The organism is Cupriavidus plantarum, assembly GCF_905397285.1.
Classification (GTDB): domain Bacteria; phylum Pseudomonadota; class Gammaproteobacteria; order Burkholderiales; family Burkholderiaceae; genus Cupriavidus; species Cupriavidus plantarum.
Genome location: NZ_CAJPUX010000006.1, coordinates 340,811 through 353,092, shown reverse-complemented (window position 1 = coordinate 353,092; position 12,282 = coordinate 340,811). Strand labels below are relative to the sequence as shown.

Genomic DNA, 12,282 nt, shown 5'->3' with positions numbered 1-12,282 from the left:
ATGGTCCACTCCGCCTCCCACAGCGCGGCCTGCGACGCGGGTTCGAAGTCTTCGTATTCGGGACCGGGCAGCATGCGCACGACCCAGGCATCGCCCTGCCGATTGACCGGCAGCGACCATGCGGGCGCGGCCACGCCGAGCCAGTCCTGCTCGCTCGCCAGCCCCACGCGCCCCACGGGCAGGCGATCGCCGTCGCGCAGCACGCGTCCCTGGAAACCGCCGTAGCCGGACTTCAGGTCCGTGCTGCGCGAATTCATGACCGGGGGCACGTCGATGCCGCCCGACACGCAGAGGTAGGTCCGCGTGCCGCCGCGCGCGGCGGGCAGCGTCAGCACCTGCCCCTTGCGCACGTCGAACGCATGCCATGCCCACACGGGCAGGCCGTCGAGGTTGGCGCCGCACTCGGCGCCGGTCAGGGCCACGCGCATGTCCGCGTGGAAACGCATGGCCGCGCGGCCCAGCGTGAACTCGATGCCCGCGTCGCCGGGCGCGTTGCCGAGCAGACGGTTGCCGACTTCCAGCGCCAGGTTGTCCGCGGCGCCCGAACGGCCCACGCCGAAGCGGCGAAACCCGATACGACCGAGGTCCTGGACGGATGCCTGTGCGCCAGGGCGAATGATCTCAATCACGCGACGAATTCCTCGATGACGAAGCGCACCGTGTCACCCGGCGCAAACAGAGAGGGCGGATCGCGATCCGCCACGAACAATCTAGCGTCGGTATGGCCGATGAGCTGCCAGCCGCCCGGCAGTACCGCCGGGTAGATGCCCGTCTGCTCGCCGCCGATGCCCACCGCGCCGGCCGGCACGGCCAGACGCGGCTCGCGGCGGCGCGGCGTGGCCAGCGCGGCCTCCATGCCGCCCATATAGGCGAAGCCCGGCTGGAAGCCGAGGAAATACACGACGTACTCGCCAGCCGCATGGCGGCGAACGACCTCTTCGGCCGACAGCCCCGTGTGGGCGGCCACATCGGCCAGATCGGGGCCGTACTCGCCGCCATAGCGGACCGGAATCTCCACGAGCTTGCCCGTGGCGTTGCGGGTTTCGCCCGACGCCCAGGCCACCTTGAGATTGCGCTCCAGTGCGCTGACGTCCGCCGTGCCGTCGAAGACCACGGTCAGGTTGTTCATGCCCGGCACGACGTCGACCACGCCGCGCCAGTCCGCGGCCCGCTCGGCCATGGCCCAGATCCGGCGCTGGACATCGAGGGAAGCCGGCGGCGCGACGCTGTAGAGGAGCGCCTGTTCCGCCAGGCGGTGAACGGTGCATTGGGGCATGTTGGGTGCCGTTGTGATGAGGACCGGACTTCAGGTCAGTGTAGACAGGCAATGGCAGCGTAGAGAGCAAGTTGCGGGCCTGCCTGACGATCCAAACGTGACGTTTCGCTATTTCATCGATGTTTTATCGATAAATTCATAGTATCGAAACAAGCGAACGGCCACCACCTCGGGATGTCCCTAGGTTCTTCTGCACTCAAAGGGTGCCCACACGCCCCGAAAAGTCGCCAAAATGCCGTCCCGTGCACGGTTCCGGCCCATTGGGGTCCATTGGGGTCGCATTGCGTCTTCGCACGGAAAACAAAAACGGCCGGGGAATTCCCGGCCGTCCTGGCAGTGCTTTTTGAAAAGGCGGCTATCGATCAGGCAAAGCCGGCCTGATGCGCCTGCTGGTCGGCGTGATACGAGCTGCGGACCATCGCGCCCACCGCCGCGTGGGTGAAGCCCATCTTGTAGGCCTCGTCCTCGAACATCTTGAAGGTGTCCGGATGCACGTAGCGCAGCACGGGCAGATGGTGGTTCGACGGCGCCAGATACTGGCCGATCGTCAGCATGTCGATGTCGTGCGCGCGCATGTCGCGCATGACTTCGAGAATTTCCTCGTCGGTCTCGCCCAGCCCGACCATCAGACCCGACTTGGTCGCGACGTTCGGGTTACGGCGCTTGAACTCCTGCAGCAGCTTGAGCGAATGCGCGTAGTCGGCGCCAGGGCGCGCCTGCTTGTACAGGCGGGGCACCGTTTCCAGGTTGTGGTTCATCACGTCGGGCGGGCCGGCCTGAAGGATATCCAGCGCCTTGTCGAGGCGGCCGCGGAAATCCGGCACCAGCACCTCGATGCGCGTGCCCGGCGACAGCTCGCGCGTCTGCGTGATGCAGTCCACGAAGTGCTGGGCGCCCCCGTCGCGCAGATCGTCACGATCCACGCTGGTGATCACCACGTAATTGAGCTTGAGCTGCGCGATCGTGCGGGCCAGGTTGCCTGGCTCGTTGACGTCGAGCGGATCGGGACGGCCGTGGCCCACGTCGCAGAACGGGCAGCGGCGCGTGCACTTGTCGCCCATGATCATGAACGTGGCCGTGCCCTTGCCGAAGCATTCGCCGATGTTCGGGCAGCTGGCTTCCTCGCACACCGTGACCAGGTTGTTCGCGCGCAGGATGTCCTTGATCTCGTAGAACCGGGAATTGCCGGTGGCGGCCTTCACGCGAATCCACTCGGGCTTCTTGAGCTTCTCGGCCGGCACGATCTTGATGGGAATGCGCGCGGTCTTGTCGGCGGACTTCTGCTTCCGGGTCGGATCGTAGTCGGCCTGCGGGGCTTCGCTGGAGGTGGCGATCAGGGCGTCGCTCATGATGTCTTTGGGCTAGGTATTTAGGAGCCGGCTGTCTGAGCCGACCGTCATGTGGCCGCGGCAGTTTCTGCCACGGGAACCACGGCGGCTGGCCCGTTGGCCACGGCGCGCGCTTCGCGTGCCGCCAGCACCTCGCACAAGGCCGCCGCCAGGCGCCGTGCGATCTCGGGTTGATGATCCGCGGTCACGGGCAGGGGCGCCGCGCCATCGCGCGCATCGTCGGCCACCGTAGTGGCGCCCGCGGTGGCCATGTCGACCGTCTCCAGTCCGGCATAGCCGCAGGGATTGATGCGCAGGAACGGCGAGAGGTCCATCTGCACGTTGAGGCTGACGCCGTGATAGCTGCAGCCGTTGCGGATCTTGAGGCCCAGCGCGGCAATCTTGGCGCCCCGGTGCACTCCATCCGACAGATAGATGCCCGGCGCGCCGGCCTTGCGCTCGGCTGCGAGATTATACGCCGCGAGTGTGTCCAGCACGGCCTGCTCGATATCGTGGACCAGTTCGCGCACCATCAGATGGCGCCGCCGCAGGTCCAGCAGCAGGTAAGCCACGATCTGGCCCGGTCCGTGATAGGTGATCTGGCCCCCGCGGTCGATCTTCACGACGGGGATGGCCGCGTCAGGCGCGAGCAGATGTGCCGGGTCGCCGGCCTGGCCGAGCGTGTAGACCGGCGGATGCTCGACCAGCCAGATCTGGTCGGGGGTGTCGGCGCCGCGGGCCTCGGTGTACGCCCGCATCGCGTCGAAACAGGGCGCGTACGGCTCGCGACCCCGATCGATGACTTGTATGGGATGCATGCCCGCCAGTGTAACGAAAAGGGAGCGGGCCTGCCGGCCCGCTCCCCTGTGATCTGGCACTGCGCTGGCTATGCCGCCATGGTCAGTTCGCGGTGACCTGATCCTTGCCCGGGGTCCACTCCGTACCGCGCACGAGCCGGCGGACGGCGCGCCAGGCGAGGTGCAACGCGTCGCCAACGGTCAGCGACGGACGGCGGGCTTCGGCGATCAGCGCGAGCTGAATGGCTTCCGGTGCCGCGGTGTCCACGCTGAGGACGATCTCGTCGCCCCGGCGCAGCAGCAGGCTACTGCCGCAACGGAGCCAGTAGTCCTCCGAATCGTTCTCGCGCGTTACCCAGAGGTGCGTGCCGGCGGCTTTCTGTACCACGAGGCGCTGGGCGGCATGGAGCGAGAGGGCGGTGACTTCGCCGGGATTCAGGGTGAACACTGTCGTTGTGAGCAGAGTTTTCATGATGGCTTCTCCGATATCCGAACCGCCGTGGCTTGGGCGGCGCGCCGGAACTGGCCCGGCTTGCCGACCGGGCCAGTTTTGATCGCTGTATCGCTTTGATTTGCGGCGTCCGGTGCATTGCATTCTAGGGATTGCCCTAGCACTATCAAAACGATATATTTTCTATTCGCTTGTCAATGAAACTCACATAGCGATCCGAGATCAACCCGTGGAGGATGTCACCTATGGCTGGCAAGGGGCCCTGGCACCCCGACGACGCGCGTAGCTGGCGCCGCGAATTTCCGCGCCTGCCGGCGCTGGCCGCGCTGCGCGCGTTCGAGGCCGCCGCGCGCCACGAGAGTTTTTCCCGGGCGGCCGCGGAGCTGTTCGTCACGCACGGCGCGGTGAGCCATCAGATCCGCGCGCTCGAGGAAGAACTTGGGCAGCCGCTGTTCGAGCGCCGCGGCAAGCGCGTTGCGCTGACCGTCAATGGGCGCGTCTACGCGGAGCGCGTGCGCGACGCGCTGCTGCAGATCGCCGACGCCACGCGCGCGTTGCAGGCCGGCAACCGCGACAAGCGCCTCACCATCAGCACCATGCCGTCGTTCGCGGCGCGCTGGCTCACGCCACGCATCGGCAGCTTCATCGAGCGGCATCCGGAGCTCGACGTCGAGCTGCTGTCGTCGAATTCGCTCGTCGACTTCGGGAGCGAGGAGGTCGACATCGCGCTGCGCATGGGGAGTGGCGACTATCCGGGCCTGTATGTGGAACGGCTGCTCGACGACCGGTTCTTTCCGGTCTGCAGCCCCGACTTCAATGGCGGACGCCTGCCCGAACTGCCGCAGCACATGGCCGGCATGCCGCTGCTGCGCGGCGAGGGCGATCCGTGGAAACCGTGGTTCGAGGCCGCCGGCCTCGACTGGCCGGAGCCACGGAAGGGCCTGCTGCTGCAGGACTCCTCACTGCTGTTGCAGGCGGCCGCCGAAGGCCAGGGCATCGCACTGATTCGCTCGTCGCTGGCGTACAACGACCTGCTGTCGGGCCGCGTGGTGCGGCTGTTCGACGTGAGCATCGCCTGTCCGTGGCTGCTGTATTTCGTGTGCTCGCCCGAAAGCCTCGAACTGCCGAAGGTGCAGGCGTTCCGCCAGTGGCTGCTGCCAGAGATGGAACGCTTTCGCGCCATCCTGTCGCAGTGGACGGATAAAGGGGGGTGAGGGCGCGGAGGTAGCCGCCTGTCAATCGCCGCCGGCTTCCTTATCTTCCTCATCGCCCTCAGCCGACGCCTTGTCGCCAGTCGAACGCCCCGCTCGGGGGTGCGCTCGGGGGTGGGCTCTATCGTAAACCTTGGCCAGATGCTGGAAGTCCAGCGACGTATAGATCTGCGTGGTGGAGATGCTCGCGTGGCCAAGCATTTCCTGCACCGCGCGCAGGTCCCCCGACGACTGCAACACGTGCGTGGCAAACGAATGCCGCAGCATGTGCGGATGCACATCGGTCGGCAAACCCGCCGCGATCGCCTGCTTCTTGATGCGCTGCTGGACCGTTCCGCCCGACAGGCGCCCGCCACGCGCGCCAAGAAAGAGCGCGGCGGCATCCTCGGGCGCCGCGCCCGGCCGCACAAGCTGATCGCGAACCGCAAGCCATGCGCGCAGGGCCTCCAGCGCCTTGCTGCCCACAGGCACCTTGCGCTGGCGCGCCCCCTTGCCGATGACCGTCACCTCGCCCTCGGCAAGGTCGAGCCAGCCGGAGGAGCGATAGTCGCCGTCTTCGGTATAGCGCACATCCAGCTGCACGAGCTCCGATAAACGCAGGCCGCTGGAGTAGAAGAGTTCGTACACCGCCTGATCGCGCCGCGCCGCCGCGTCGTCATTCCCACGGTGCGCGACGAGCGCAACCGCATGCTCGACCGACAAGGCCTTCGGCAGCCGATGCCCGCGCCGCGGCGCGCGCACGCCATCGACGGGGTTCGCCACCACGCCGTGCCCATGCTGTGCGGCCCAGAGATAGAAGCCGCGCCACGCGGACAGCGCCCGCGCGATGGTCGCGCCGGACAAGCCGCCCCCATGCATGCGCGCCGCGAACGCGCGGATATGGTGGGTCTGGAGCGCGAGCAGGTCCACGCCCGGTGCATGCCGCGTGGCGTGCGACTGGAGCGTGGCGAGGTCGTGCGTGTAGTTGATCAGCGTATGGCGCGCGAGCTTGCGCCCGGTCTCGAGCCATTCGAGGTAGCGCACGACCCGCGCATCGGAGGCGGGTGGCGGACCTTCCGCCAGAACCTTCGCATCATCGCCCGCAGCGTCGGCACTGCCAGGGTCTGCCCTGCCAGTGTCAGCCCTGCGTTGTGACGGGCGCGGCGGTCGGCGTGACGCCATGGCGATGGGGGTGAAAGGCGGCGTGCGTCAGTCGCGCAGCCGGTTCAGCGCGGCGCCGGCGACTTCGCCGATTTGCGCCAGATACGCCGTGCCCATGCCCTCATGGAACCGCCGCGCGTCGGGCGAGCCCAGCACCAGCAGTCCGAATGTCGGGCCTGTGCCCTCTTCTCCCAAGCGGGCCGGCGCGCGCAGCGTCACCATCGCGAGCGATGCGATATCGGCGCGCTCCAGCAGGCTGGCTGCCTCGAAGCCGCTGTTCGGGCCGCAGTACGGCGCGCGCAGCCCCTCGGCGAACAGCCGCAGGTCGTCGCTCGCGCCCTGCGCCACTTCCATATGGGAATAGGCCTGGCCCACGTTCCACAGGCGCAGCGCCACGGCGGGCACGTCGAACACCTGCTGCAGGCCGTCCTGCACGGCATACGGCAGCGCGTGCGAGTCCACTTCCGCGAGCAGGCGCAGCTGCCACGCGTGCATGCGCTGTTGCGTGCGATCGTTGTCATGCCCGTGCCGCACGAGGTCCGCCAGCTTCAGCTCGAGGCCCTTGTTCTTCTCGCGCAGGATTTCCATCTGGCGCTCCTGCAGCGATACCGCGCGGTGGCTGTGCGGGCTCGTCAGCTGGACGGCCGCGAGCAGTTCGGCGTGATCCTCGAAAAACTGCGGATGGCTCTGCAGCCAGCTTGCAACGTCTTGCGAATTCATGGCGTCTCTACCAGGCATTGGGGTGTTGTGGTCGGCAGTGTAGCAAACGGCATGTCAGGTCTGGATCAGCCGCTTCTGCCGCGAGATACTCATCAGGATGCCGATGCCCATGCCCAGTGTCACGAGCGCCGTGCCGCCATAACTGAGCAGCGGTAACGGCACGCCCACCACGGGCAGGATGCCGCTCACCATCCCCATGTTCACGAACGCGTACGTGAAGAAGATCAGCGTGATCGCCCCCGCCAGCAGCCGTGAGAACAGCGTCGGCGCGTTGGCCGCGATGTACAGCCCGCGGAAGATCAGCAGCAGGTACAGCACCAGCAACACCGCGTTGCCGATGAGACCGAACTCCTCGGAGAACACCGCGAAGATAAAGTCGGTGTGCTTCTCCGGGATGAATTCGAGGTGGGTCTGCGTGCCCTTGAGCCAGCCCTTGCCCGTGACGCCGCCCGAGCCGATCGCGATGATCGACTGGATCGTGTGGAAGCCCTTGCCGAGCGGATCGGTGGTCGGGTCCAGCAGTGTGCAGACGCGATGCTGCTGATAGTCGTGCAGGACCGGCCAGTTCACCCCCGGCGCGCAGATCTGGCTTTCGTACGACACCAGCAGCGTGATGGCCACGACGACGATCGCGAGCAGCGGCAGGATGATGCGCCACGACAGCCCCGCGAAATAGATGACATACAGGCCCGCGGCCAGCACGAGCAGGCCGGTGCCGAGGTCAGGCTGCTTGGCGATCAGGCCCACCGGCACGCCCAGCAGGATCAGCGCGACGACGAAGTCGAACCACTTGATCACGCCCTCGCGTTTCTGGAAGTACCAGGCCAGCATCAGCGGCATCGAGATCTTCATGATCTCCGACGGCTGGATGACCATGCCCACATTGAGCCAGCGCCGCGCGCCCTTGCGGATCAGCCCGAACATCGCCACCGCGATCAGCAGCGCGACGCCAACCGTGTAGAGCGGCACCGCGATCCGCATCAGCAGTTGCGTCGGCATATAGGCGATGACGAGCATCACGACGTACGACAGCAGGATGTTCCGCAGCTGGTCCTCGACGCGGCCCGGCATGTCGATGGCGGCCGAATACAGCGCCACGATGCCCGTCGCGAACAACAGGAACACGATGAGCGCGAGCGGCTTGTCGAAGCCGGTGAAGGCGGTCCGAAGCACGGACAGGACGCGACGTTTTTCCATGAGCGCGTCTCCTTAGTCGGTAGCGGTTGGGGCGGCGGCGGCCACCGGACGCGCGCGCGGCTTCGCGGGCACGGCCGGCGCGCCCTGCTGTCCGGCCGGCGCGACCGGCTTCTTGGTCGGACCCGCGGGCGCCGCGGCCGGCGCCGCTGGGCCCGATGCCGGCGCAAGCCGGCTATGGCCGAGCGCCTGCAGCATGCGCGCGTCGAGCGTCTCGACGGCCGATGCCGGCGCGATCGCATCGGGATCCAGCCGCTGGGCCAGCGCTTCGGACGCCCCGCGCGCGGACGCCTGTGCCGCCTGTGCGGCCGATGCGCTGGCACCCGCCCCGCTCGCCTCGGCCACGACCGCCGCGGCACCGCTAGCCGCTCCCGCCGCGCCGCTGGCAGCGGCCGTGGGCGCGGTCATCATCACGGTGGCGCTGGCCACGCTCGCGGTCTGGCCCGTCGTGAAAACGCTAGGCGTATCGACGGGCGGCTTGCCGCCCGCGCGCTCGCGTTCGGCGGGCGGCGGCGCGCTGGCCTGCAGTTCCTCGGGCCACTTGCCGGTCAGGTAATAGTCCATCACCTTGCGCGCGATCGGCGCCGCGACCGCCGCGCCGAAGCCCGCGTTCTCGACGATCAGCGCGAGTGCGATCTTCGGATTGTCCGCCGGCGCGAATGCCGTATAGAGCGAGTGGTCGCGCTTGCGCTCTTCCAGCGCATGGTGGTTGTACTTCTCGTTCTTGCCGAGCGTGTACGTCTGCGCCGTGCCGGTCTTGCCGGCCGACTCGTACGCGGCGCCCGCGAACACCCGCGCGGCGGTACCCGAGTGCGTCACGGCGACCATGGCCTTCTTGATCACGTCGATATCGGCCTGCTTCAGCGGAATCCGATAGCTCTCTTTCGGCACCGTCAGCGTACGCTGGCGCGAGACCGAGTCCTCGACCGCCTTGACCAGGTGAGGTTTCATGACGGAGCCATTGTTGACGATGATCGACACCGCGTTGGCGAGCTGGAGGATCGTGAAGCTGTTGTAGCCCTGCCCGATGCCGAGCGAAATCGTTTCGCCGTCGTACCAGCGCTGTTGTTCGGGCTTGCGGTACGCCTTGCGCTTCCAGTCGGTGGACGGGAGGATGCCGCGGCTCTCGCCTTCGATATCGATGCCGGTAATCTGGCCGAAGCCCAGGGGCTTCATGAAATCGTGGATGCCGTTGACACCCATGTCGCGTGCCAGCGCGTAGTAGTACGTGTCGCACGACTGCACGATCGACGCCTGCATGTCTACCCAGCCGTGGCCGCCGGGCTTGTCGTCGCGGAACGTATGGTTGCCGAACGTGAAGAAGCCCGGGTCGTGCATGCCCCATGCGGCCGTGCGCTTGCCCGTCGTCAGCGCGGCCAGCGCCATGAACGGCTTGTACGTGGAGCCCGGCGGATAGGTGCCGCGCAGCGGGCGGTTCAGCAGCGGCTTGTCCGGCGAGTTGTTGAGCTCGTTCCACGTGTTGGTGTCGATGCCCTCGACGAACAGGTTCGGATCGTAGGTGGGCTTGGAGACGAACGCGAGAATGTCGCCCGTGGCCGGTTCGATCGCTACCAGCGCGCCGCGGCGGTCGCCGAACAGTTGCTCGGCCAGTTGCTGCAGGCGGATGTCGAGCGACAGGATCAGGTTGTTGCCCGGCGTCGCGGGCGACGTCGACAGCGTGCGGATGGGACGCCCGCCCGCGCTCACTTCCACTTCCTCGAAGCCCGTCAGGCCGTGCAGCTCGCTCTCGTAGCTCTGTTCCAGGCCGATCTTGCCGATGTAGTTGGTGCCCTTGTAGTTGTCGGCGTCCTTGCGCGGATCGTACCGGGCGCCCTCGGCATCGTTGGCCGCATCCATCTCTTCGATGCGTTCCTGGTCGCGCTGCGAGATGCGGCCGATATAGCCGATCACATGGCTTGCCGACTCGCCGAGCGGATACTGGCGGAACAGCCGCGCGCGCACGTCGACGCCGGGAAAGCGGAAACGCTGCGCGGAGAAGCGCGCGACTTCCTCGTCCGAGAGCTGGCTGCGGATCGGCAGCGACTCGAAGCTGCGCGATTCCTCGAGCAGCCGCTTGAAGCGTCGGCGGTCGCGCGGCTGGATGTCCACGAGCGTGGATAGCGCGTCGATCGTGTTGTCGAGCGTGTCGGTGAGCTTGGAGGGCGTGACCTCGAGCGTGTAGGCCGAGTAGTTGCGGGCCAGGATCACGCCATTGCGGTCCATGATCAGGCCGCGGTTCGGCTCGATCGGCGCCACCGAGATGCGGTTGTCCTCGGCCTTGGCCGAGTACTGGTCGTGCTTGTACCACTGCAGCCACAGGAAGCGCGTGAACAGCAGCCCGAAGCAGATCACCGTGAACAGCGCTGCGGCCGCCACGCGTATGCGGAAGCGGCCGATTTCGAGTTCGACGTTGCGGATTTCTGTCATGGCAAGTGCTGCGGGGTATCTCTCACGAGCACGTCGGATTCAACCGGGCGGTCAGATCGGACGCGTCTCGTCTACATCGTTGGAGCGGCGCTGCGGCGCCAGCAACAGGCTGGTGGCGAGCGGCCATAACAGGGCTTCGATACCCGGGGCGAGCAGAAGTTGCCAGCCCGGCAGCGGCGCACCCATCGCCAGCCGGATCACCACCGGCACCGCGTGGGTGACGAACAGCAACGGCAGCACGTGCAGCGCCTGCGCATAGACCGAGAACCACAGCACGCGGCGATGGATCGTGATCGCGAAGTACGCGAGCAGCGTGTACGCCATGGCGTGCTCGCCGAGCAGGCGCGCGTCGTGCACGTCCATCAGCAGGCCGAGCAGGAACGCGACGCCCATGCCGACCTTGCGCGGCTGGTGGATGTTCCAGAACACGAGCACCAGTGCGACCATGTCCGGGATCCACAGCGTGGTGCCCCAGGGCATGAGGTTGAACAGGAACGCGAAGATAAAGCTCAGCGCGATGAATGCGGGATTCACCGGACGCAACAGATACTGACGATTGGTCATTGCGCGGACTCCCGGGCAGCCTTGCTGTCGGATTTGCCGTCCGCTTTCTCGGCCTTGTCCGCGGCCTTGCTTTCCGCCGCGGCACGGGCCGCCGCCGAACGCGCGCCGCGCTCCGCCTTGTCGGACTTGCCGGTCGGCTCATCGGCCGGACGCGGCGGCAGGTTCGCTTCGTATTGCACGACGAGCAACTGCCGGTGCGCGCGCACACCGGCCACAGGCTCGCAGTACACGCGCGAGAAGGCGGTATCGGCCTTGCGCTCGATCTGCACGACCTTTGCCACCGGCAGCCCCGGCGGATATGTGCCATCCAGGCCCGACGTCACGAGCAGGTCGCCCTGCTGCAGGTCCGCGGACGCCGCCATGAAGCGCAGGTCCAGCAGACCCGCCCGCGAACCCCCGAAGGCCACGCTGCGCAAGCCATTGCGCACGACCTGGACCGGAATGGCCTGATCCTTGTCCGTGAGCAGCGTCACTTCCGACTGGAACGGCGACACACGCGTGACCTGGCCGACCACGCCGCGCTCGTCGATGACGGGATAGCCCGCGCGCAGGCCTTGCTGGCTGCCGCGGTCGATCACGATGCGCTGGCTGTACGGATCGCGCGCGTCATAGAGGATCTCGGCCGTGGTCACCGGCGTGGCCGAACGCTCCTTGAGGCTCAGCAGCTTGCGCAACTGGTTGTTCTCGGCCTCGAGCTCGGCCTGCCGCACCGAGGCTTCGGCCTGCTGCACGGCGTTGCGGCGCAACTCGCGGTTCTCGGTGGCGAGCGTGACGGAGGACTGCGCGTAATCGAACATGCCGCGCACCGCGTCGCGCGGCACCAGCACCACGCGCTCCACCGGCAGCAGCACGGTGGCCGCGACCTGGCGCGCGACGCTCAGCGCGTTGAAGCGGGCATCGACGATCAGCAGCGCGAGCGAGATGGCCACGAAAATGACCAGCCGCGCGACTGCCGAAGTGCCCTGCTTGAAAAGAGGCGGCGGTGTGTAGTCCATTTACCCGTACGCAGGCGAATGCAACCCGCCGGCGGCGGCAGGGTCCGTATTGCGGACGCTGCGGGCACAGCCGGCGGCGAAGGATGGGGTCGTATCGGAGAGCCTGACGGCGAGGAAGACCCGGCGCGGGGGAGACGCCGCCCCCGTCGCAAGCGCCGGCAGGCCGCGTATCGCCACGT

The 12,282-nt window shown here is 67.3% G+C and carries 12 protein-coding genes; 1 reads left to right on the top strand and 11 read right to left on the bottom strand.

Annotation, left to right across the window (positions count from 1 at the left end):
• From KHP16_RS24075 to KHP16_RS24055, 5 genes are all read right to left on the bottom strand, one after another.
• Positions 1-629 (bottom strand): 5-oxoprolinase subunit C family protein (locus tag KHP16_RS24075; protein WP_211961285.1); only part of this gene is annotated, 629 nt, incomplete at its 3' end.
• Positions 626-1,276: a 5-oxoprolinase subunit PxpB gene (gene pxpB / locus KHP16_RS24070; RefSeq protein WP_211961284.1), complete on the bottom strand. Its 651-nt coding sequence runs from the start codon at positions 1,274-1,276 to the stop codon at positions 626-628. The genes KHP16_RS24075 and pxpB, both read right to left, overlap by 4 nt.
• Before the next feature lie 362 nt (positions 1,277-1,638).
• Entirely contained in the window at positions 1,639-2,625 is a 987-nt protein-coding gene (lipA, locus tag KHP16_RS24065) for a lipoyl synthase (RefSeq protein WP_109582396.1), read from the bottom strand.
• Between the two features lie 47 nt (positions 2,626-2,672).
• Positions 2,673-3,422 carry a lipoyl(octanoyl) transferase LipB gene (gene lipB / locus KHP16_RS24060; protein WP_211961283.1) on the bottom strand — a complete coding sequence of 250 codons (750 nt, stop codon included), beginning with the start codon at positions 3,420-3,422 and terminating at the stop codon, positions 2,673-2,675.
• Positions 3,423-3,504: 82 nt separating this feature from the next.
• Positions 3,505-3,873 carry a DUF2917 domain-containing protein gene (locus KHP16_RS24055; RefSeq protein ID WP_109582398.1) on the bottom strand — a complete coding sequence of 123 codons (369 nt, stop codon included), beginning with the start codon at positions 3,871-3,873 and terminating at the stop codon, positions 3,505-3,507.
• A 224-nt stretch (positions 3,874-4,097) separates the two neighbouring features.
• Here KHP16_RS24055 and KHP16_RS24050 point away from each other — a divergent pair, with 224 nt between their 5' ends.
• Positions 4,098-5,066, top strand: a complete 969-nt coding sequence (locus tag KHP16_RS24050; RefSeq protein WP_109582399.1) for a transcriptional regulator GcvA — start codon at positions 4,098-4,100, stop codon at positions 5,064-5,066.
• A 21-nt stretch (positions 5,067-5,087) separates the two neighbouring features.
• On the opposite strand, the gene KHP16_RS24045 is transcribed toward KHP16_RS24050, so the two are convergent.
• Genes KHP16_RS24045 through mreC form a run of 6 tightly spaced genes read right to left on the bottom strand, consistent with a single transcriptional unit; the run spans position 5,088 to position 12,103 of the window.
• Positions 5,088-6,224, bottom strand: a complete 1,137-nt coding sequence (locus KHP16_RS24045; RefSeq protein WP_211961282.1) for a tyrosine recombinase XerC — start codon at positions 6,222-6,224, stop codon at positions 5,088-5,090.
• A 27-nt stretch (positions 6,225-6,251) separates the two neighbouring features.
• Positions 6,252-6,923, bottom strand: coding sequence for a DUF484 family protein (locus KHP16_RS24040; protein ID WP_109582401.1), 672 nt, complete (start codon positions 6,921-6,923; stop codon positions 6,252-6,254).
• A 54-nt stretch (positions 6,924-6,977) separates the two neighbouring features.
• On the bottom strand, positions 6,978-8,120 hold the full coding sequence (gene rodA / locus KHP16_RS24035; protein WP_109582402.1) for a rod shape-determining protein RodA: 1,143 nt from the start codon (positions 8,118-8,120) through the stop codon (positions 6,978-6,980).
• Between the two features lie 12 nt (positions 8,121-8,132).
• Positions 8,133-10,544, bottom strand: coding sequence for a penicillin-binding protein 2 (gene mrdA / locus KHP16_RS24030; protein ID WP_109582403.1), 2,412 nt, complete (start codon positions 10,542-10,544; stop codon positions 8,133-8,135).
• Positions 10,545-10,595: 51 nt separating this feature from the next.
• Entirely contained in the window at positions 10,596-11,108 is a 513-nt protein-coding gene (gene mreD, locus KHP16_RS24025; protein ID WP_109582404.1) for a rod shape-determining protein MreD, read from the bottom strand.
• Entirely contained in the window at positions 11,105-12,103 is a 999-nt protein-coding gene (gene mreC, locus KHP16_RS24020) for a rod shape-determining protein MreC (protein WP_109582405.1), read from the bottom strand. The genes mreD and mreC overlap by 4 nt, the downstream gene beginning before the upstream one ends.
• Positions 12,104-12,282: the final 179 nt, after the last annotated feature.